This window comes from Streptomyces sp. Q6 (assembly GCF_036967205.1).
In the GTDB taxonomy this organism is placed as follows: domain Bacteria; phylum Actinomycetota; class Actinomycetes; order Streptomycetales; family Streptomycetaceae; genus Streptomyces; species Streptomyces citrinus.
Map to the genome: position 1 here is coordinate 3,679,941 of NZ_CP146022.1, position 20,930 is coordinate 3,700,870.

The window sequence follows — 20,930 nt, forward strand, 5'->3', positions numbered from 1 at the left end:
AGTACGGTGCGCACGTTGCCCCGGTGTTTCCGCGCCGCGAGAGTGGACGCATGACTGCTGCTCCGGGCGCCGAGCCCCGCATCCCGACCATCGACCTGCTGCCGTGGCTGTCCGGCGACCCCGCAGCCCGCGCCGAGATCGCCCGCACGGTCGACCGGGCCCTTCAGACGGCCGGGTTCCTGCTGGTCACCGGGCACGGGGTCGACCCGGCGCTGCGCACCGCGATCCGGGAGGAGGCCCGCGCGTTCTTCCGGCTGCCGCCGACGGTGAAGGAGCCGTACGCCGTGAAGGTCGGCGGGCGCGGCTGGCTCGGTCCCGGCGCCGAGGCCAACGGCTACTCGGAGGGCACCGAGACGCCGCCCGACCTGAAGGAGTCCCTGTCGTACGCGACGGACACCGCCTTCGACGATCCGGCGGTGCACGCCGAGTGGTCCGGCGAGAACGTCTTCCCGGCGCAGACCCCGCGCCTGCGGGGCCTGGTGGAGACGTACCTCGCCCGGATGCGGTCGCTCTCCGACCAGCTGCTCGAACTGCTCGCGGTCGCCCTCGACGAGCCGGCCGACTTCTTCACCCGGCACACCGCGCACCCCACCTGGGGCTTCAACATCAACTGGTATCCGGGCACGGAGGTCGTCGGCGCCCCGGAGCCCGGCCAGTTCCGGATCGGCCCGCACACCGACTTCGGCACGGTGACCGTCCTCGACCGGCAGGCCGGCAAGGGCGGGCTCCAGGTCTTCACGGACGAGGGCGGCTGGGAGGACGCGCCGTTCGACCCGGAGGCCTTCACCATCAACATCGGTGACCTGATGGCCCGCTGGACCGGCGACCGCTGGCGCTCGGGCCGCCACCGCGTGCTCCCCCCGCCGGCGGACGCGCCCGCCGAGGAGCTGATGTCGCTCGTCTACTTCTACGAGTGCGACCCGCGCACGACGGTGGAGCCGGTGCCCGCGCCCAAGGGCAGGGTCGCGTACGAGCCGGTCGACTCGCACGTGTACCTGCGCGGGAAGCTGGACGCGATCACCGTCGGCTGAGCCCGCCCCACGACGGGCTCGGGGTTCCTACAGGCCCGCGTACGAGTGCTTGCCGGTGACGAAGATGTTGACGCCGTAGTAGTTGAACAGCCAGCAGCCGAACGCGACCAGCGCCAGGTAGGCGGCCTTGCGGCCCTTCCACCCCGCGGTCGCGCGGGCGTGCAGGTAGGCGGCGTAGGCGACCCAGGTGATGAACGACCAGGTCTCCTTGGGGTCCCAGCCCCAGTAGCGGCCCCACGCGTCACCGGCCCAGATGGCGCCCGCGATGATCGTGAACGTCCACAGCGGGAAGACCGCCGCGTTCACCCGGTAGGAGAACTTGTCCAGGGACTGCGAGGCGGGCAGCCGCTCCATGACCGAGGTCGCGAACCGGCCCGGCTTGCCGCCGCTCGCGAGCTTGTTCTCGTAGGAGTCCTTGAAGAGGTACAGGATCGTGCCGACCGCGCCGACGTAGAAGACCGCGCCGCAGAAGATCGCCGTCGAGACGTGGATGTACAGCCAGTACGAGTGCAGCGCGGGGACGAGCTGGTCGCTGGCGGTGTAGAGGACCGTGACGGCGAGGCCGAGGTCGAGCAGGACCGTGGTGACCAGCGGCAGGCCGAGCCAGCGGACGTTCTTCTTCAGCGTGAGCAGCGTGAGGTACACGCCGACCGCGACGGTGGAGAACGTCAGGTTGAACTCGTACATGTTGCCCCACGGCGCGCGCTGCACCGAGAGCGCGCGGGTGAGCACACCGGCGAACTCGACGAGGAAGCCGAGGGCCGTGAGCGAGATCGCGATCCGCCCGTACAGGTCGCCCTGCTCGTCGCCGCCGGAGGCACCCGGCCCGTCCGGCACGTCGCGGGCGCCGGCGGCGGCGCGGGTGACGACCTCGGGCCGCTCCAGGACGGCGGTCCCGCCGTTCTTGCGCTGCACGGTCACGGCCGGCGCGGCGGTGGTCGCGGTGGCCTTCCCGGTCAGGGCGGCGGCGGTGCGGCCGACCTTGCTGCGGCTGCCGAAGATCCACTCGGCCATGTTCGCGAAGAAGGCCAGCAGGTACACGGCCATGGACGAGTAGATGAGGACGTTACTGGTGTGCGCCAGGTTCTCATTGGTTGCGGCGGCGAGAATCACTTCGTCTCAGCCCCTTCGGCGGCAGGAACAGCAGTGGATGTTTCGGAGGACTGCGGAGGTTCGGGGGCGCTGGGCGCCTCGGTGTGCAGCAGGCCGACCAGGTCGCCCAGCTCCTCGGGGAGCTTCGCGGACTCGCTGCGGCCGAGGCCGGCCATCTCGACGACGGTCACGCCGTCGGGACCCTCGACGGCCCGCACCCACACGCGGCGGCGCTGGATGAACAGGGAGCCGGCCAGGCCGAAGATCGCGGCGACGGCACCGGCGAGCGCCCAGGTGTCACCGGGCTGGTGGGAGATCTGGAAGGTGACCCATTCCTTGATGTCCTTGTCGAAGGTGATGGAGCCCGCCCCATTCGGCAGCTTCATCGTCTCGCCGGGCAGCAGCCGCTGCTTGATCGCCTTGCCCTTGGAGTCCTTGAAGGCCTTCATGTGGGTGGTGTCGAGCTGGTACACGTTCTGCGGCAGGCCCGCGTTGACGCCGAGGTCGCCGTGGGTCGCGTTGAGCGCGAGGACGGGGAAGTCGAGCCCGGGGAACTGGGAGAACATCGTGCCCTGGCCGGCGCCCGCGAACGTGGGGACGAACCAGGCGCTGAAGCCGAGCTGCTCCTTCTCGCCCTTCGCGTTGCGGTAGCCGTCCATCACCTTGACGGCGCCCTGCGAGGTGATGTTGGAGTCGACCGGCAGCATCGGCACGGTCTGCTGCGAGACGACCTTGCCCTTGCCGTCGCGGACGGTCACGTTCACGGCGTAGCCGTGCCCGTTGAGGAAGATCTTGGTTCCGTCGATGTCCAGCGGGTGGTTCGACTGGATCGAGGTCTTCTTCTCCTTGCCGTCGGCGCCCTCGCTGTAGCTGACGTCGGCACGGAAGACGCGCGGGGTGCCCTTCTCGGGGCCCGTGCGCTCGTACGTCGCCGTGAACTTGTCGAGGGTGAAGCTGAACGGCGACAGGTCGTCGTCACTGTCGAAGAGGCTGCCGGACTTGAAGTCGTCGTACTGGGTGAGGGTGTTGGCGAAGCCGTCGCCCTCGACGATGAGCTTGCCGCCCTCGAACTTGAACAGCTGCCCCCAGGCGAAGGCGACCAGCATCACGATCAGCGCGATGTGGAAGGCCAGGTTGCCGACCTCGCGCAGATAGCCCTTCTCGGCGGCGACCGCGTCCCCGGCGAGGTGGGCGCGGAAGCGGCGCTTCTTCAGGAGCGCGAGCGCGGCGGTGCGCACCTGCTCCGGGTCGGCCTCGGTGCGCCAGGTCGCGTACGCGGGCAGCCGGGTGAGCCGCTTGGGCGCGGCCGGCGGGCGGCCGCGGAGCTGGCCGACGAACTGCCAGGTGCGCGGCACGATGCAGCCGATGAGGGAGACGAACAGCAGGATGTAGATCGCCGAGAACCACACCGAGCTGTAGACGTGGAACAGGCCGAGCTTCTCGTAGAGCGGCCCGAGCGTGGTGTGCGCCTTCTGGAAGTCGGTGACCTTGAGCGGGTCGGTGCCCTGCTGCGGGATCAGCGATCCGGGGATCGCGCCCAGCGACAGCAGGAACAGCAGGATCAGGGCGACCCGCATCGAGGTGAGCTGCCGCCAGAACCAGCGGACCCAGCCGATGACGCCGAGCTTGGGCAGCGTCGGCGAGCGGTCCTCCGTGGGAGCCGTGCTCAGTTGGGAGGCGGCTTCCAGGTCGGTGGAGTCCGGGCCCTCGGGACCGGCGTTCGTCTTGCTCATGGATCAGATTCCCACCGAGTAGCCGTTGGACCAGGTCTGCATCTGCTGCACGAGGGTGTCCCAGACACCGGTGAGCAGGAGCACGCCGGTCGCGATCATCATGATGCCGCCGATGCGCATCACCCAGGCGTAGTGCTTCTTCACCCAGCCGAAGGCGCCGAGCGCCTTGCGGAAGGCGACCGCGGCGAGCACGAAGGGCACGCCGAGTCCGAGGCAGTACGCGACCGTCAGTATGGCCCCGCGTCCGGCGCTGCCCTGCTGCGAGGAGAGGGCGATCACGGAGGCGAGGGTCGGGCCGATGCACGGGGTCCAGCCGATGCCGAACAGCGCGCCGAGCAGCGGCGCACCGACAAGCCCGGCGGTGGGCCTGCGGTGGAAGCGGAACTCCCGCTGGGTCATCCAGGGCATCAGCCCCATGAAGAAGACGCCCATGACGATCATGAGGACGCCGAGCACCTTGGTGAGCGTGCCCTGGTACTCCTGGAGCGTCTGCCCGAAGTAGCCGAACAGGGCGCCGCCCGAGACGAACACGACGGTGAAGCCGAGCACGAACAGCGCGGCCCCCGACGCCATCCGGCCGCGCCGGGCCTCCATCAGGTCGGTGCCGCTGACCCCGGTGACGTACGACAGGTAGCCGGGGACGAGGGGCAGGACGCACGGCGAGAAGAAGGAGATCAGACCGCCGAGCAGGGCGACCGGGATCGCGAGGATCAGGGCGCCGCTGAAGACGGTGTCGTTCATGCCGTCAGCGGCGAGGGTGGTGACAAGCGTGGGGGACACCGTCGCTCACTTCTCCGCGACGACCGGGTCGAGCATGCTGCGCAGGCTCTTCTCGCTCAGCGCCTTCAGGGCCCGTGCCGCGATCTTCCCGTCCCGGTCGATGACGATCGTGGAGGGGATGGCCTGCGGGTTGAGGGTGCCCTTCTTGAACCTGAGGAGCAGCTTGCCGGACGGGTCGTAGAAGCTCGGGTACGCGACGCCGAAGTCCTTCTCGAACTCCCTGGCCGGGCTGGTCTTGGTGTCGCGGGTGTTGATCCCGACGAACTGGACGCCCTTGTCCTTGGTGGCGTTCGCGACCTTGACGAGGTTCGGGGCCTCGGCGCGGCACGGGCTGCACCAGGAGCCCCACACGTTCAGGACGACGACCTTGCCCTTGTAGTCGGCGAGGTCGATCGACTTGCCCTCCAGGTCGGTTCCGGCCAGGTCGGGGGCGGGCTGCCGCTCGCCCTTCGCGACCGTGGCGATGCCGCCGGAGTTCGTCACGAAGTTGGTGCTGCCACCGCCGCCGTTCGTGCCGCCGGAGCCGCACGCCGTCAGCGCGAGGGCCGCGACGGCGGCTCCTACGGTCAGCTTCACGGCGCGACGCGTGGTCGCGGCGGTGCGGGGGGCGCGGCAGGCGGCACTCATGTGAAAAGTTTCGCATGTCTGTTTAGGGGATCTTCCGCACCCCCCTCGGGGCGGGAAAAGCCCACTTCAGGAGGGGTTTGAGCGGCTGCTTCCCGGGTCGGCGAGGAAGCGGCGCCACCCTCCGGCGGGCCGCTGCCCGACATCGAGCGTGCGCAGTTTCGCGAGCACCTTCGGATCCTGTACGTCCATCCAGTCGACGAACTGCCGGAAGGACACCAGCCGTACGTCGCCGTGCTTCTCGGCGGTGGCCGCGATGTGCTTCAACGCGTCCTCCACGGCGTCCATGTAGATGCCGCCGTTCCACTCCTCGAAGTGGTTGCCCACGAAGAACGGGGCCCGGTTCGTCTCGTAGGCCCGCCGGAAGCCCTGGATGTACGCCTGCGTGGACTGCGCGCGCCAGGCCGGGTAGTTGTGGGCGGGGGCCCGGGTGGTGTTGAGGGACTGGTTGGCCAGCATGTTGTAGTCCATCGACAGGACCTCGAAGCTGCGTCCGGGGAACGGGACGGCCTGGAGCGGCAGGTCCCACACCCCCTGCTTCTTGTCGGGCCAGCGCTGCCGGCCGCCGGGCGAGGAGGCGTCGTAGCGCCAGCCGAGCTCGCGGGCGGTGGGCAGCAGGCTGCTCTGGCCGAGCAGGCAGGGGGTGCGCCCGCCGGTCAGCTCCTTGTCGTAGTCGAAGGGCAGGGCGGGCAGGTCGGTCCAGCCGGTGTGCGTGCGCCACCGCTTCACGAAGGACGTGGCCTGGTCGATCTCGCTGCGCCACTGCGCGGGCGTCCAGTGGGCGACGGAGCCGGAGCCGGCGCAGAAGTGGCCGTTGAAGTGCGTGCCGATCTCGTGCCCGTCGAGCCAGGCCTGCCGCACGTACTTCAGGGTCTCCTTGACGTGCGCGTCGGTGAGGTAGCCGATGTCGGAGGCGCCGACGGCGTTGTTCGGCGGGTGGTAGAGGCGCTTCTTCGACTCGGGCAGCAGGTACAGGCCCGACAGGAAGAAGGTCATGTGCGCGTCGTGCCGCTCGGCGAGTTCGAGGAAGCGGGGGAAGAGGCCGTTGCCGACCTCGCCCGCGCCGTCCCAGGAGAAGATCACGAACTGCGGTGGCCGCTGCCCCGGTTCGAGCCGCTCCGGCGCGGCCGGCTGGTGCGGCTGCTTGCCGGTGTACGCGGTCGAGCCGTCGCCGATGGGCTTGGCGTCGGGGCGCTGGGGCGGCGGGCCGGGGTGGCCCTCGTCGCCGGGCGCGACGCTCGGGGCTCCCCGGCACCGGACCCGGTGCCCGACCCGCAGCCGGCGAGCGCCGCGGCGGCCGCCGCTCCGGCTCCCAGACCGAGAAGTCCCCTACGACTGACATCGCGCATACCGTCCCCATTCGTCGCGCCGTGCACCCATTCATGGCGGGCGCACAGTTAGAGGGCGCGACAAACACGCGGGTTCCGACAACTCGGAGGTATTTGCGGTGTTTTGATGGGGGACGCGAAAGGCCGCCGGTTGACGGCGGCCCTTCGGGACGTGCGACGGGGTGCGGGATCAGGCGCCGAACGCCTTGTCCTTGCCCTTCACCGGCTTGGCGCCGGCCCGCAGATGGGCCGGTACGAGATCGATGGCGGGCTCCGTGTAGCCCACGGACACGATCTTGTCGCCGCGGTAGGTGAACGTGGTCAGCGAGGCCAGCGTGCACTGCCGCTTGCGCGGGTCGTGCCACAGGCGGCGCCGCTCCACGTAACTGCGCACGATCCAGATCGGCAGCTGGTGGCTGACGCACACCGCCTCGTGGCCGCGCGCCGCGTCCTTGGCGGCGTCGAGCGCGCCCATCATCCGTACGACCTGGTCGATGTAGGGCTCGCCCCACGACGGCTTGAACGGGTTGACCAGGTGCTTCCAGTTGTCCGGGTTCTTCAGCGCGCCGTCGCCGACGCCGAAGGTCTTGCCCTGGAAGACGTTGCCCGCCTCGATGAGCCGGCCGTCCGTGTCCAGGTCGAGCCCGTGCGCCTTGGCGATCGGCGTCGCCGTCTCCTGCGCCCGCTCCAGCGGGGAGGCGACGACATGCGTGATGTCGCGGGACGAGAGGTGCTCGGCGACCCGGTCGGCCATCTGCCGGCCCAGTTCGGAGAGGTGGTAGTCGGGCAGCCGCCCGTACAGGATCCCCTCCGGGTTGTGCACCTCGCCGTGGCGCATCAGGTGGACGACGGTGATGTCGCTGTCGCTCTTCGGGGCGCTCATGCGGTGGCCTCCGCGGCGGCGCGGGCGGCGGCGGGGAGCGCGGCGGCGATGCGCTCGATCGCCCGCTCGTCGTGGGCGGTCGACACGAACCAGGACTCGAAGGCCGACGGCGGCAGGTACACGCCCTGCTCCAGCATCGAGTGGAAGAAGCCGGTGAAGCGGAAGGACTCCTGGCCCTTCGCGTCGTCGTAGTTCCGCACCTCGCCCTCGGTGAAGAAGACGGAGAACATGTTGGAGGCGTTCTGCACGCGGTGCGCCACGCCTTCCTTGGTGAGCGCGTCGCTGACGAGCGTACGGAGCTGCTCGCTCACCGCGTCGACCTTCGCGTACTCGGCGTCGCCGAGCAGCCGCAGCTGGGCGAGGCCGGCCGCGGTGGCGACGGGGTTACCGGACAGGGTGCCCGCCTGGTAGACGGGTCCGGCCGGGGCGAGATGCGCCATGACGTCGGCGCGGCCGCCGAAGGCCGCGGCCGGGAAGCCGCCGCCCATGACCTTGCCGAAGGTCATCAGGTCGGGGACGACACCGTCGACGCCGAACCAGCCGGCCTTCGACGTACGGAAGCCGGTCATCACCTCGTCGGAGATGTACAGCGCGCCGTTCTCCTGGCACACCGCCTTCAGTCCGGCGTTGAAGCCGTCGCGGGGCGGCACGACGCCCATGTTGCCGGGCGAGGCCTCCGTGATGACGCAGGCGATCTCGCCGGGGTGCGCGGCGAACGCGGCGCGGACGGCCTCGATGTCGTTGTACGGCAGGACGATCGTGTCGCCGGCCTGGGCGCCGGTGACGCCCGGGGTGTCCGGCAGGCCGAAGGTGGCGACGCCGGAGCCCGCGGCGGCGAGCAGCGCGTCGACGTGCCCGTGGTAGCACCCGGCGAACTTGATCACCTTGGCGCGGCCGGTGAAGCCGCGGGCCAGCCGGATCGCCGACATGGTGGCCTCGGTGCCGGAGGACACGAGCCGGACCTGCTCGACCGGCGCGATCCGGTCGACGATCTCCTCCGCGAGGGCGACCTCGCCCTCGCCGGGCGTGCCGAACGAGGTGCCGCGGGAGACGGCGTCCTGCACGGCCGCGATGACCTCCGGGTGGGAATGGCCGAGGATCATCGGCCCCCAGGAGCACACCAGGTCGACGTACTCGCGTCCGTCGGCGTCCGTGAGGTACGGACCGGTACCGGACACCATGAAACGGGGCGTACCGCCCACGGCGCGGAACGCGCGCACGGGGGAGTTCACGCCACCGGGCGTGACGACGGACGCCCGGTCGAAGAGTCCCTGCGACACGGGTGCCTCGTAGGGATAGGGGGTGTTGTTCGCCTCTGCCATGCCTCTCAGCGTACGGCCAGTGCCCTCGGCACCCTCCGCGCGGACCCGGGGCGCCATAGACTCTCGCTGTCAGAACCCTGTACAGCATCTGGAGCGGCGGCGCGGGAGCGGCATGGCCCGGGGACTCGCGCAGTTGTCTCAGTCGGACGTTTCGGCGGGTGACCGTGGGGGAGGTCACTGACACGATGATCGGGTTGCGCGTCGGCGGTCGCGCGGCCTAGAAAAGGGCGAGGGCGCCCTGAGAACAGCAGTCGGGTGGAGATATGCATCGCGGTGGCGGCGGACTGGGCGAGGGGACCGACGACCTGGGCCCCCGGCGTGCCCGACGGGGGAAGCACCGGCGCGACGGCCATGACGAGGCGGCGGCCCGGATCCAGCGAGCCGCGGGGAACACGGACGGCGGGGACAGCGGGAATGGTGGCCGGGTGGGGGTGACGTACAAATACTTCGGCGCGCCCGACGGCGCGACGGCGGCCCGCGTTCCGATCTCCATGCGCCCCGAGGAGCTCGGCGGTGACGAGCTGGGCATGGGCGGCATGTTCACCAAGATCAAGCCGGAGACGATGGCGGCGATGGTCCTCACCGGCATCGAGGGCATACCCCTGCACAAGGTCCCTCCGCTGGAGCTGGTCGTCCTGCACCCCGACTACGCGGTGGTCAAGCTCCCCATGACGGTCGTCGACCCGCTGCGCGGCGTCGGCGAGGAGGCGGTCGGCGCGGCGGCGTTCATCTGGTCGACGGTCCCGGACCGCGGCGGCCCGCGCGACGCGTTCAATGTGTACCAACTCCTGCACGAATGGCAGGACTTCAGCCACCGCCTGCACGAGGCGGGACACCAGCCGTACTGCCTGGTCTGGCCCTGAGCCCGTCCTCGCCCGCGGCCCCCGGGCTAACGTCGCAGCGGCTCCTCCTGGAACCCTTGACGGTCGCGCCGCGCGCGAGGCCCTGGTCTTCCTCGGGTCGCCCGGTCTCACAGCCGGGGTGGGCCCGCCTCGACGCGCTTCAGTACCGCGTCATATGAATCGACGAGTCCGCCCGTCTGGAGCTGGCGCTCGTCCCACCAGGTGGCGCCCGCGTCGGCGAGCGGGCCGATGATGTCGAGGGCCGCCGCCCTGTCGGTGGGGGTGAGTCCGCCGACGACGAACTCGAAGGGGGCGTCGGCGACGTCGCGGTGTTCGTTCACGTACGCGACGACGTCCGCGAACTGGTCCGGGCGCGGCGGTACGCCGTGCAGCGCGTCGGCGAACAGCGGGGCGGCCCCGTCCCAGCGGGCCGCGCGGCGCATCGGGCGGCGGTTCGGCCAGAAGCCGCCGAGCCAGACGGGCGGGCGGGGCCGCTGCACGGTGGCGGGGAGCAGCTGGGTCTCGCGGACGCGGTAGTGGGGGCCGTCGTGCTCGACCGTCCCGCCCGACCAGTAGCGGGTCAGCAGGTCGAGGCCCTCGTCGAGGCGTTCGGCGTGCACCACCCGGTCGACGGTGTCGCCGAAGCTGCCGTACTCGTCCTCGGCGGGCCCGCCGAGGCCCGCACCGAAGACGACCCGGCCGCCGCTGACGGCGTCCAGCGTGGCGACCTGGCGGGCGAGTTGCTCGATCCGGTAGCGGGGCACGGCGGTGACCAGCGTGCCGAGCCGCAGCCGGCTCGTGGCGAGGGCCGCCGCCGTGAGCAGCATCCACGGGTCGCCGAACGGCTTGCCGCGCTGGACCTGTTTGTCATGCACGACGTGGTCCCAGATCAACAGGCCGTCCCAGCCCGCCTGTTCGGCCGCGGCCGCCGTCCGCGCGACGGTACGGGCGTCGGCGAAGTCACCGAAGTTCGGGATGTTGAGAGAGAAGCGCATGCGGTCATCGTGCCGGAACCGGGCTTGATCCGGGAGGAGTTGGCCGGTGGGCGCCGGTGGCACGGAGCGGGTCAGCGGGCCGCTCTGGGGCCGCGCCGCGGTGTGGTGCGCCGCTGCCCTCCGGCCGGCCGGTCGGCGTCCGGGGCGCCGACGCCCCGCACCGTGAACCCGATCACCGCTCCCCGCCCTCCCTGTGCCCCGCGAACGGCGTCCCGTCGTGGGCGGCCGCGACCTCCCGCACGATCGACAGGCCGAGGCCGGAGCCGGGCAGGCTGCGGGCCGTCGGGGCGCGGTAGAAGCGGTCGAAGACGCGGTCCAGGTCGTCCGCGGCGAGGCCGGGGCCGCGGTCGAGGACCTCCACGCGGACGCCGCCGCCCGGGGCGCGGCCGACGGCGATCTCGATGGGGCCGGTGCCGTCGCGGTCGAACTTGGCGGCGTTCTCCACCAGGTTCGACAGCGCCCGCTGGAGCAGCGCGGGGCGGCCCGCGATCGTCGTACCGTCGCTCTCGGCGCGGACGGTGACCGTGCGACCGGTGCGGCGGCGGGCCAGGGTCGCGACGTCCTCGGCGGTCTGCGCGAGGTCGACCTCGACGACCGGCTCGTCGTCCTCCTTGCCGGCCGCGAGGTCCACCAACTCGTTGACCAGGTCGGTGAGTTCGCGGGACTCCTGGGCGAGGTCGGCGACGAGTTCCTCGCGGGCGGCGGGCGGCAGTTCGTCGATCCGGCGCAGCAGCGAGATGTTCGTGCGCAGCGAGGTCAGCGGCGTACGGAGTTCGTGGCCCGCGTCCTGCACGAGGCGGCGCTGGTCCTCCACCGAGCGGGCCAGGCGTCCCAGCATCCGGTCGAAGGAGCGGCCGAGGCTGGCGACCTCGTCGCCGCCCTCGACCGGTACGGCCACGTCGAGGCGTCCGGTCGACGCCACGTCCTCCGCGGTCTCCGCGAGGCGGATCAGGCGGGACGTGACGCGGCGCGCCAGCCACCAGCCGAACAGGCCGGCCGCGAGCACCACGGAGGCGGCGTACAGGAGCGTGCGCCGCTGGAGTTCGCGCAGCAGGTCCTCGGTGTCGCTGAACTCCTGCGCGACCTGCACCGCGCCGCGCCCGCCGCCGAGCGCGACGGTGGCCGTGCGGTACTCGTCGCCGCGGATCTCGACGTCGTCGCGCTGCGCGAAGGTGCCGGCCGCGCGGGCGCCCGCGACGCTGCGGGCCTCGGCGTCGACGGGGAGCCGGGGGCTGCCGCTGTCGACGACGTCCCCGTCGGGCCCGAGGACCTGGACGTCGGTCCCGGCCGGGCTGGTCAGGTCGTCGCGCGGGCCGTCGTGGTCCGGGTCGCCGTAGACGAAGTCGTCGGGGGTGAGCCGCTCCTGCTGCACCTGGGCGCGCAGGTCGTGCACGGTCTCGTCGAAGACGGCCTGCTGGTCGACGCGGACCAGGCGGGCCGCCGAGTCGTACGAGAGGAAGCCGACCAGCGCGGTGACGCCCGCCGCGACCGCCGCGAAGGAGACCGCGAGCTGGGTGCGCAGGCTCCGCGGTGTCCGCCGGTGCGGGGCGCGCCCGGACGGCACGTCAGCCCTCTCTCAGGACGTAGCCGACGCCGCGCACCGTGTGCAGGAGCGGGACGCCCTCCGGTTCGTCCACCTTGCGCCGCAGGTAGCCGACGTACACGGCGAGGTTCTTCGATCCCGGCCCGAAGTCGTAGCCCCAGATCCGGTCGTAGATCGTGGCGTGGTCGAGGACGATGCCGCAGTTGCGGGCGAGGAGTTCCAGCAGGTCGAACTCGGTGCGGGTGAGCTCCAGTTCGCGGCTGCCGCGCCAGGCGCGCCGGGCCTGCGGGTCGATGCGCAGGTCGGCGGCGGTGATCTGGCGGGTGTCGGGTTCCGCGGCGGGCTGCGGGGCCGTGCGGCGCAGCAGGGCGCGCAGCCGGGCGAAGACCTCCTCGATGTCGAACGGCTTCACCACGTAGTCGTCGGCGCCCGCGTCCAGGCCCGCGATCCGGTCCGGGGTCTCCACCAGCGCGGTCAGCATCAGGATCGGTGTCACGTCGCCCTCGGCGCGCAGCACGCGGCAGACCTGGAGTCCGTCGATGCCCGGCATCATCACGTCGAGGACGAGGATGTCCGGTTTCGTACGGTGGGCCGCGGCGAGCGCCTCGACGCCGTCGGCGACGGCCGTGACGGCGTATCCCTCCAGGGTGAGGGCGCGCTCCAGGGCGTTGCGGATGGCGCGGTCGTCCTCGGCGAGCAGGACGGTGGGGGCGGGCCTCGCGGCGGAGTCGGGTTCGGACACGCAGCCAGTGTGCCCCGGTGGCCGGAACGCATCCCCCGATCGGACGTCCGCCAAAGGGCTTCTTACCCGCCTCTCACCCGGCCCGGAGCAGCGGCTTACCCGCGTACAGGACGGTGAGCGACGACAACGGGCCCACGCCGGGCGCCCGCCGGGGAAGGCACTACGCATGAAGATCGTGTTCCTGCTGCACAACGTGTACGCCATCGGCGGCACGGTGCGCACGACGCTCAACCTCGCCGCCGCGCTCGCCACGCACGGTGGCCACGAGGTCGAGATCGTGTCGATGTCCCGGCACCGGGAGAGCCCCCGTTTCGCGGTCGATCCGCGGATCGCGCTCGTCCCGCTGGTCGACACCCGCGCGGGCAGCGCGGACCTGCGGCAGCCCGCGTACGGGAAGCCGTCGCGGGACTTCCCCGCGGCCGAGAAGCGGTACGGGCAGTACACGCTCCTGCACGACCTGCGCGTACGGGAGTACCTGGAGGACCGCTGCGACGCGGACATCGTCCTCGGTACGCGGCCCGGCATCAACGTCTATCTGGCCCTGTGGGGTCCGCGGCGGGCGCTGCGGATCGCGCAGGAGCATCTGCGCCACGACGCGCACAGCAAGAAGCTCCGCGCCCAACTCACCCGCCATTACCGGGAGTTGGACGCCGTGGTGACGACGACGGAGGCGGACGCGGCCGTGTACCGGCGCCGGATGCCGCTGCCCGGTGTCCGGGTGGCGGCCGTGCCCAACATCGTGCCGCCGGTCGCCGTGCCGCCCTCCGACGGCACGGCGAAGGTCGTCGCGGCGGCCGGGCGGCTCACCCCCGGCAAGCGGTACGACCTGCTCCTGGAGGCGTTCGCGGCGGTCGCCGCGAAGGAGCCGGCCTGGGAGCTGCGGATCTACGGCGGCGGCCCGCAGGAGGACCGGCTGCGCGATCTGATCGCCGGGCTCGGGCTCACCGGCCGGGCCCGCCTCATGGGGGCGGTGTCGCCGATCGAGCCGGAGTTCGCGCGGGCGTCGATCGTGGTCAGCGCCTCGGACGCGGAGTCGTTCGGGATGACGCTGGTCGAGGCGATGCGCTGCGGGGTGCCCGTGGTCAGCACGGACGCGCCGCTCGGGCCCGCCGAGATCGTCACGGACGGGGTCGACGGGCGCCTCGTGCCGGTCGGGGACGCGCGCGGCCTCGCCGAGGCGCTCGTCGACCTGATCGAGGACGGCCCCGCCCGCGCGCGGATGGGCGCGGCGGCCCTCGCGTCGGCGCACCGCTACGACCCCGAGCCGATCGTCGAACGCTACGCCGCGCTCTTCACGGAACTCCGGGCGTCGCGCCGCCGCCGAGCGGGGCAGCGGCTGCACGCCCGTGCCACCAACTGGGCACGCCGAAAGGCCCGTTCGGTACGCGCACTGCTGCCCGCCGGGCCAGGGGGGACCTCACATGACCGACGCCGCCGCACCGCACGCCCTCGGCTCCCGTAAGCGGGTCCCGGGCGGGGCCGCTCCACCGCGCGTCCGCCCGGTCGCGCTGCCCGGACGCCTGCGCACGACCCGCCCCGGCGCCTGGCTCGTCGCGGTCGCCGCGCTCTACTTCCTCACCCAGCTCCTCTTCGCCGTCACCCGGTTGGGCGGTCACGGGCTCGGCTGGGACGAGGCCGTGTACGTGTCGCAGTACGACCCGCGGAACCCGGCCGTGTTCTTCAGCGCCCCGCGCTCGCGCGGCACCAGCCTGCTCACCGCGCCGATCGTCGCGGCGACCGGCTCCACCCTCGCCCTGCGCCTCGTGCTCGCCGCGCTGTCCTCGGCCGCGCTCTACGCCGCGTTCCGGGTGTGGCGGCCGCTGGTCGGGGCGCGGACGACGGCGTTCGCGGCACTGCTCTTCGGCACGCTGTGGATCGCGACGCTCTCCGGCGCGATGGCCATGCCCAACCTGTGGGTGGCGTTCGGCGCGGTCGGCGCGGTCGGCTGGTTCCTGCGCGGCGGCGGCCGGTGGCTCGCGGGGTGCGTCGCGCTCGTGGCCCTGTTCCGCGCGCCGGACGCGGTGTGGCTGGTGCTGCCGCTCGCCGCGTACGCCCTGGTCGTACGGGACAGGCGCCGCCTGCTGCCGTATCTCGCGGCGGGGCTCGCCGCGGGGCTCGCGCAGTGGGTCGTGGAGGCGTACGCGCGGTGGGGCGGGGTCGCCGAGCGGCTGCGCGTGTCCAGCGTCACCGAGGGCGACATGGGCCTGCACCTCAACCTCGGCACGGTCTGGCACACCGTGAACGGCGGGCTCCTGTGCCGCCCGTGCACGGCGGGCCCGCCGCACCACCCCGAGCTCGCCCTGTGGTGGCTCGCGCTGCCCTTCCTGACGGCCGCCGCGGTGTACGTGGCCGTCCGCGAGCGCCGTCCGGCGCCGACGGTCCTGCCGGTGGTCTGCGCGATGTCGCTGAGCGTCCCGTACGTCCTGCTCATCGGGTACGCGGCGCCGCGCTTCCTGCTCCCGACGTACGCGCTCCTGTCGCTCCCGGTCGCCGTGCTCCTGCGCCGCATGGGCCGCACCCGCCCGCTCGCGATCACGGCGGTCGCCGTCGTCGCGCTCCAGCTGGCGACCCAGTACGCCGTGCTGAACCGCGTCGCCGCGTCGACGGGGGCGACGAACGCGCGGTACGTCGCCGCCGCGCACGGCCTGCGCACGATGGGCGTGACCCCGCCCTGCCTGGTCACGGGCCCGCGCGCGCTGCCCATCGGCTACGCGGCGGGGTGCGCCTCGGCCCAGACCCGGGGCAACAACGCGTCCACGACGCGGGCCGCCCTGGTGCGGCGCGCGACCCGTGTCCCCACGGTCGTCCTCACGGAGCCGGGGCGGCGCCCGCCCGGGTTCGCCCGGGACTGGACCCCGTACGAGCTGCCGCACTCGGACGGCATGACGGCCTGGAAGGCGCCGGTGCCGTACCGCCTGCAGCTCCTGAATCCATGATCCACGGGCGGTCGCGCCGCATCGAGCAGGATCCGAGAAGCCAGTCGGGCCCCGTGGCTCCTAGCGTGAGGACATGACTTCTTCTCTTACGTCCGTCACCCTCGAAGTGACCGACCTCGCCGCCGCCGAACGCTTCTACGCCGACGCCTTCGGCCTCACCGCACCCCGTCTGCGCCTGCGCGCCGGCGACGCCCCGACCGAGGGGTTCCGCGGGTTCACGATGTCGATCACCGTGGCCCGGCCCTCGGACGTCGACAGCTTCCTCGCCTCCGCCGTCGCGGCCGGTGCCACGACGATCAAGCCCGCCGCGAAGTCCCTGTGGGGCTACGGCGGTGTGGTCCAGGCCCCCGACGGCACGATCTGGAAGCTCGCCACCTCGGCGAAGAAGGACGCGGGCCCGGCCACCCGGGAGATCGGCGAGCTGGTGCTGCTGCTCGGCGTCGAGGACGTCAAGGCCACGAAGCAGTTCTACGTCGAGCAGGGCCTGACGGTGGGCAGGAGCTTCGGCAGCAAGTACGTCGAGTTCGCCGCCGAGGAGTCGAGCCCCGTCAAGCTCGCCCTCTACAAGCGCCGCGCCCTGGCCAAGGACGCGGGCGTCCCCGTCGAGGGCTCCGGCTCCCACCGCCTCGCCCTCGGCGGCACGACCGCCGCCCCGTTCACGGACCCGGACGGGTTCGCGTGGGAGGCGACGGCGTCGGCGACCACGACGTCGTGAGGGCCGGGGTCGCGGCCTCCGGCTCAGCCGCGCCCCCGAACCCGTGTCTCGCCCCGCTCCCGGACGACGACCCCGTCGACGGTGACGTCATAGACCCGGATCGTCATACGCGAACGCCGCCGCTGCTCCGGCAACTGCTATTCAGCCAGCCATAGAGAGCGACGTACGACAGACCCCCGCGACCGAGCCCGACCAGGCCGAAGTGGGAGCAGATCGCCGAGGTGGTCCGTGAGCGGATCGCCGGCGGCGAGTACCCGGAAAAGGGCCTCGTCTCCGAAGTGAAGCTGGAAGCCGAGTTCGGCGTCGCCCGCGACACCGTCCGCAAAGCGACCAAGGCCCTCCGCGAAGAGGGCCTGATCACCACGACCCCGGGGATGGGGTCCTTCGTGGCGCCGCGCTAGTCAGACGAGGGAAGCCACAAGCGCGACGAAGGCGGCCACGATGACCGCGACGCGGGCGTAGTGGTAGCTCTCCCAGCGCTTCATCTGCTCCTTCCAGTCCGCGGGGCGGTTCTGCGCGGTCCACGTCTTGCCCCGGTTGTTGATCGGGACGAGCAGCAGCAGCGACATGATCACGCTGACGATGAGCAGCACGCCCGAGGTGACGACGAGGCCCGTGCCCGCATCGCCCCAGCCCGCGACCGCCCAGATCGCGACGAGGACGACCGAGCTGATGTACCAGACCGGCATCGCGGCGCCGAGCATCCGGCCACCGTGGGAGTGGGCCTGCTGATTCGCGTCGTCCGGGAGCGCGTGGAAGATCCGGTTCATGACGAAGGCGACGGAGAACTCCACCCCCACCATCAGGCCGACGGAAACGGTGGTGAAGACCTCAAGTGCGTTGAGCATGACGACCCCTCCGGATTTCTAGCGTTGCTAGCTGATGAGGCAACGCTAGCTCTACTGTCGCTCGCTTGTCTAGCGGTGCTAGCATTTCAGTCATGTCGGTACAGGAACGCAAGCAGCGCGAACGGGCGGAACGTGAGCGCCTCATCGTGGCCACGGCCCGCGAGCTCGCCGAGCAGCAGGGCTGGGACGCGGTCACCACCCGCCGCCTCGCCGAGCGCATCGAGTACAGCCAGCCCGTCCTCTACAGCCACTTCCGCGGCAAGCGGGAGATCATCGGCGCGGTCGCCCTCCAGGGCGCCGGCGAGATGGCCGTGGCGGTGCGGGCCGCGACCGCCGCGGCGACCGGCCCGCGCGAGCGCGTCGCCGCGCTCGCGCACGCCTATCTCGACTTCGCCGCGGCCAACCCGGCGGCCTACGACGCCCTCTTCCAGCTCGACGGCGGCCTCGCGTACGCGCAGGAGGACACCCCGGAGCCGTTGAAGGATGCCTTCGCCGCGCTCCAGGAGACCCTCGGCGAGGTCGCGGGCGACGGTGTCGGACCGGGCCTGTTCACGGAGACGTTCTGGGCGTGCCTGCACGGCCTCGCGACCCTGACCCGGGCGGGACGGCTGCCTCCGGAGCACACCAAGGCGCGCGTGGACCTGCTGGTGGACCGGCTCGCCGTCCACTGAGGCCCTACGGCCTACGGAACCACCGCCGGTTCGAGCAGGGACAGCGTGCGTTCGCCCGCGTCGAGGGCGGCGCGCACGCCCACGGGCATCGGCAGATTCGGGCCCGCGTGGCCGAAGTCGACGTGGCCGAGGACCGGGATGTCGCGGTCGCCGAGGGCGTCGAGTACCAGTTCCCGGAGGGGCGGGGCGCCGTCGGGCGAGCCGGGGCCGGCGAGCCCTTCGATCGCCTCCGGGACGCCCACGACCATGCCCGAGATCCGGTCGAGGATGCCGCTGTGCCGCATGATCTGCAGGAAGGTCCAGACGTGCGACGCCTGGCCGCCCAGCTCCTCCCAGAACAGCACGGCGCCGTCGAAGCGCTCCGGCGGCAGCGCGTACGGCGTCGCCTGCACGAGCACCATGCGGTTGATGACCGCGCCGACCAGCGGACCTTCGGCCCGGCCCGCGCGCCAGCACTCCCAGGTCGGGGCGGTGGGCAGCGTGCCGAGCGGATCCGTGCCGGTGAGCAACGCCGCGTAGAGCCTGCGCAGTTCGTCCCTGCGGGCCGGGGTCGCGCGCTGCCAGTGCCCGCCGAGGCCGGGCGTGGCCAGGTCGGTGTGGAAGCCGACCAGGCCCGTGCGCGCGTGGAGCACCAGGTGCAGGAGCGAGATGTCGCTGAGGCCGAGGACCGGCTTGGGGTCGGCCGTGATCGCGTCGAAGTCGATCAGGTCGAGGTAGCCGAACACCGTCTGCCCGCCGTCGTGCCCGACGATGGCCCGCACCTCGGGGTCGCGCAGCAGAGCGTTGAACTCCGCCGCGATCTCGTCCGGCCGCGCCGCGCTCCACCACCGGGACCGGCCCGCTTCGAGGAGCGGCGCGAGCCGCACCCGGAACCCCATCCGCTCCAACTCGGCGACCGCCAGCCGGAGATCGGGCTCGTACTGGGGATGCAGCGGCCCGGAGAGCGCCGCCACGACGACGAGGTCTCCGGGCAACAGGGCGCGCGGGCGCAGCAGTTGGGGCAGAGCGGCATTGATCACCGCCGCAGTATCGCGACGCCGCCCGGCCCCACGCCACGCATTAATCCGGGCCGGGCATCCGTCCGGCCCCGCTCACTCGCCCCGCAGCGCCGCCAGTCTCTGCTCGAACGGTACGAGGCCCGTCGCGAAGCCGGCCGACGGGTCGACGGAGGTGATCGCGCCGTGCAGGGAGCGGGGTGCGATCGCCGCCGTGGTGTCGACGTCCGGGACGGTGGCGGGTGCCATGAAGCGGGCCAGCTCGCCGCCCGCGCGGGCGATCCGGGTCGCGAGGCCCTCCTCGCCCCAGTCCTCCGACGCCGCGTACACGGCGGTCGGCAGGACGAGGGCCCGCAGGTACGTGAAGAGCGGGCGCAGGGCGTGTTCGGTCACCAGCGAGTGGCGTGCGGTGCCGCCGGTCGCCCCGATCAGTACGGGCTTGCCGGTCAGCGCGTCCCTGTCGATGACGTCGAAGAACGACTTGAACAGGCCGCTGTACGACGCCGCGAAGACCGGCGAGACCGCGATCAGGCCGTCCGCCGAGGCCACCGCGTCGAGCGCGGCGGCGAGCCGGGCCGGCGGGAACCCCGTGACGAAGTGCTGGGCGATCTCCGTCGCCAGGTCGCGGAGTTCGATGACCTCGACCTCCGCGTCGACGTGCGCGGTCGTGGCCGCCGTGAGGCGGTCGGCCAGGAGCCGGGTGGACGACGGGGCGCTCAGCCCCGCCGACACGACGACGAGCTTCATGCCTGCGTCACCTCCTGGCGCTTGGCCTCGACACGGGCGGCGTGGGTGGGCGCGTCCGGCACGTTCGCCGGGCGACGGTTCGCGAACTCCTTGCGCAGGACGGGGACGACCTCTTCGCCGAGCAGGTCGAGCTGCTCCAGGACCGTCTTGAGCGGCAGGCCCGCGTGGTCCATCAGGAACAGCTGGCGCTGGTAGTCGCCCACGTAGTCACGGAAGGACAGGGTCCGCTCGATGACCTCCTGCGGCGAGCCGACCGTCAGCGGCGTCTGCGACGTGAACTCCTCCAGGGACGGGCCGTGCCCGTACACCGGCGCGTTGTCGAAGTAGGGGCGGAACTCGCGCACCGCGTCCTGCGAGTTCTTGCGCATGAACACCTGGCCGCCGAGCCCGACGATCGCCTGCTCGGGGGTGCCGTGCCCGTAGTGGGCGTAGCGCTGCCGGTACAGGTTCACCATCTGCTTGGTGTGGCTCGCGGGCCAGAAGATGTGGTTGTGGAAGAAGCCGTCGCCGTAGTACGCGGCCTGCTCGGCGATCTCCGGGGAGCGGATCGAGCCGTGCCAGACGAAGGGCGCGACCCCGTCGAGCGGGCGGGGAGTCGAGGTGAACGACTGGAGCGGGGTGCGGAACTTGCCCTTCCAGGTGACGACGTCCTCGTCCCACAGGCGGCGCAGCAGCGCGTAGTTCTCGATGGCCAGGTCGATGCCGTCGCGGATGTCCTTGCCGAACCACGGATAGACGGGGCCCGTGTTGCCGCGGCCCATCATGACGTCGACCCGCCCCTCCGCGACGTGCTGGAGCATCGCGAAGTCCTCGGCGATCTTCACCGGGTCGTTGGTGGTGATCAGCGTCGTGGACGTGGACAGGATCAGGTTCTCGGTGCGCGCGGCGATGTAGCCGAGCATCGTCGTCGGCGACGACGGGACGAACGGCGGGTTGTGGTGCTCGCCGGTCGCGAAGACGTCGAGCCCGACCTCCTCGGCCTTCTGCGCGATGGCGAGCATCGCCTTGATCCGCTCGTGCTCGCTGGGAGCGCGTCCGGTCGTCGGGTCGACGGTGACGTCTCCGACGGTGAAGATTCCGAACTGCATGCTGCTCACCTTGCT

Annotated in this window: 20 protein-coding genes and 1 pseudogene; 7 read left to right on the top strand and 14 right to left on the bottom strand. The window is 72.0% G+C overall.

Annotated elements, in window-relative coordinates; translation table 11 throughout:
- Nucleotides 1-50 precede the first annotated feature (50 nt).
- On the top strand, nt 51-1,031 hold the full coding sequence (locus V2W30_RS17135) for an isopenicillin N synthase family dioxygenase (protein WP_338697554.1): 981 nt from the start codon (nt 51-53) through the stop codon (nt 1,029-1,031).
- Between the two features lie 27 nt (nt 1,032-1,058).
- Here the strand turns inward: V2W30_RS17135 and ccsB are convergent, their stop codons facing one another.
- The 7 genes from ccsB to hemL form a co-directional block, all read right to left on the bottom strand.
- Entirely contained in the window at nt 1,059-2,144 is a 1,086-nt protein-coding gene (gene ccsB / locus V2W30_RS17140) for a c-type cytochrome biogenesis protein CcsB (RefSeq protein ID WP_338697555.1), read from the bottom strand.
- On the bottom strand, nt 2,141-3,856 hold the full coding sequence (resB, locus tag V2W30_RS17145; protein WP_338697557.1) for a cytochrome c biogenesis protein ResB: 1,716 nt from the start codon (nt 3,854-3,856) through the stop codon (nt 2,141-2,143). The genes ccsB and resB overlap by 4 nt, the downstream gene beginning before the upstream one ends.
- Nucleotides 3,857-3,859: 3 nt before the next feature.
- Entirely contained in the window at nt 3,860-4,597 is a 738-nt protein-coding gene (locus V2W30_RS17150; protein WP_338703646.1) for a cytochrome c biogenesis CcdA family protein, read from the bottom strand.
- A gap of 45 nt (nt 4,598-4,642) precedes the next feature.
- Nucleotides 4,643-5,263, bottom strand: coding sequence for a TlpA disulfide reductase family protein (locus V2W30_RS17155; protein ID WP_338697558.1), 621 nt, complete (start codon nt 5,261-5,263; stop codon nt 4,643-4,645).
- A 66-nt stretch (nt 5,264-5,329) separates the two neighbouring features.
- Entirely contained in the window at nt 5,330-6,436 is a 1,107-nt protein-coding gene (locus V2W30_RS17160) for a hypothetical protein (protein WP_425244689.1), read from the bottom strand.
- Between the two features lie 342 nt (nt 6,437-6,778).
- The gene (locus V2W30_RS17165) at nt 6,779-7,471 is read right to left on the bottom strand and encodes a histidine phosphatase family protein (RefSeq protein WP_338697559.1); all 693 of its coding nucleotides are present in this window, start codon (nt 7,469-7,471) and stop codon (nt 6,779-6,781) included.
- Nucleotides 7,468-8,793 carry a glutamate-1-semialdehyde 2,1-aminomutase gene (gene hemL, locus V2W30_RS17170; protein WP_338697560.1) on the bottom strand — a complete coding sequence of 442 codons (1,326 nt, stop codon included), beginning with the start codon at nt 8,791-8,793 and terminating at the stop codon, nt 7,468-7,470. The genes V2W30_RS17165 and hemL overlap by 4 nt, the downstream gene beginning before the upstream one ends.
- 263 nt (nt 8,794-9,056) lie before the next feature.
- Between hemL and V2W30_RS17175 the strand changes: the two genes are divergently transcribed.
- On the top strand, nt 9,057-9,656 hold the full coding sequence (locus V2W30_RS17175) for a hypothetical protein (protein ID WP_338697562.1): 600 nt from the start codon (nt 9,057-9,059) through the stop codon (nt 9,654-9,656).
- A gap of 107 nt (nt 9,657-9,763) precedes the next feature.
- Here V2W30_RS17175 and V2W30_RS17180 read toward each other — a convergent pair whose 3' ends face one another.
- The 3 genes and pseudogenes from V2W30_RS17180 to V2W30_RS17190 all read right to left on the bottom strand — a co-directional run bounded on the left by V2W30_RS17180 (nt 9,764) and on the right by V2W30_RS17190 (nt 12,915).
- Nucleotides 9,764-10,630: an LLM class flavin-dependent oxidoreductase gene (locus tag V2W30_RS17180; protein WP_338697564.1), complete on the bottom strand. Its 867-nt coding sequence runs from the start codon at nt 10,628-10,630 to the stop codon at nt 9,764-9,766.
- A gap of 71 nt (nt 10,631-10,701) precedes the next feature.
- A pseudogene (locus V2W30_RS17185) lies at nt 10,702-12,194 on the bottom strand (HAMP domain-containing sensor histidine kinase).
- A 1-nt stretch (nt 12,195) separates the two neighbouring features.
- Nucleotides 12,196-12,915, bottom strand: coding sequence for a response regulator transcription factor (locus V2W30_RS17190; protein WP_338697568.1), 720 nt, complete (start codon nt 12,913-12,915; stop codon nt 12,196-12,198).
- Nucleotides 12,916-13,081: 166 nt separating this feature from the next.
- Between V2W30_RS17190 and V2W30_RS17195 the strand changes: the two genes are divergently transcribed.
- The 4 genes from V2W30_RS17195 to V2W30_RS17210 all read left to right on the top strand — a co-directional run bounded on the left by V2W30_RS17195 (nt 13,082) and on the right by V2W30_RS17210 (nt 16,967).
- Nucleotides 13,082-14,377, top strand: coding sequence for a glycosyltransferase family 4 protein (locus tag V2W30_RS17195; RefSeq protein ID WP_338697570.1), 1,296 nt, complete (start codon nt 13,082-13,084; stop codon nt 14,375-14,377).
- Nucleotides 14,337-15,851, top strand: coding sequence for a hypothetical protein (locus V2W30_RS17200; protein WP_338697571.1), 1,515 nt, complete (start codon nt 14,337-14,339; stop codon nt 15,849-15,851). The genes V2W30_RS17195 and V2W30_RS17200 overlap by 41 nt, the downstream gene beginning before the upstream one ends.
- A gap of 73 nt (nt 15,852-15,924) precedes the next feature.
- Nucleotides 15,925-16,566, top strand: coding sequence for a glyoxalase (locus V2W30_RS17205; protein WP_338697572.1), 642 nt, complete (start codon nt 15,925-15,927; stop codon nt 16,564-16,566).
- 212 nt (nt 16,567-16,778) lie between these two features.
- The gene (locus V2W30_RS17210; RefSeq protein ID WP_338703647.1) at nt 16,779-16,967 is read left to right on the top strand and encodes a GntR family transcriptional regulator; all 189 of its coding nucleotides are present in this window, start codon (nt 16,779-16,781) and stop codon (nt 16,965-16,967) included.
- Here the strand turns inward: V2W30_RS17210 and V2W30_RS17215 are convergent, their stop codons facing one another.
- Nucleotides 16,968-17,414: a DUF1772 domain-containing protein gene (locus V2W30_RS17215; RefSeq protein ID WP_338697573.1), complete on the bottom strand. Its 447-nt coding sequence runs from the start codon at nt 17,412-17,414 to the stop codon at nt 16,968-16,970.
- 92 nt (nt 17,415-17,506) lie between these two features.
- Here V2W30_RS17215 and V2W30_RS17220 point away from each other — a divergent pair, with 92 nt between their 5' ends.
- Nucleotides 17,507-18,085 (top strand): TetR/AcrR family transcriptional regulator, encoded by a 579-nt coding sequence (locus V2W30_RS17220; protein WP_338697574.1) that lies wholly within the window; start codon nt 17,507-17,509, stop codon nt 18,083-18,085.
- Between the two features lie 11 nt (nt 18,086-18,096).
- Here V2W30_RS17220 and V2W30_RS17225 read toward each other — a convergent pair whose 3' ends face one another.
- From V2W30_RS17225 to V2W30_RS17235, 3 genes are all read right to left on the bottom strand, one after another.
- Nucleotides 18,097-19,104 carry a S66 peptidase family protein gene (locus V2W30_RS17225; RefSeq protein ID WP_338697576.1) on the bottom strand — a complete coding sequence of 336 codons (1,008 nt, stop codon included), beginning with the start codon at nt 19,102-19,104 and terminating at the stop codon, nt 18,097-18,099.
- 72 nt (nt 19,105-19,176) lie between these two features.
- Entirely contained in the window at nt 19,177-19,827 is a 651-nt protein-coding gene (locus tag V2W30_RS17230) for a CE1759 family FMN reductase (protein WP_338697578.1), read from the bottom strand.
- Nucleotides 19,824-20,915 (bottom strand): LLM class flavin-dependent oxidoreductase, encoded by a 1,092-nt coding sequence (locus V2W30_RS17235; RefSeq protein WP_338697580.1) that lies wholly within the window; start codon nt 20,913-20,915, stop codon nt 19,824-19,826. Before V2W30_RS17235 ends, V2W30_RS17230 begins: the two co-directional genes overlap by 4 nt.
- Nucleotides 20,916-20,930 lie beyond the last annotated feature (15 nt).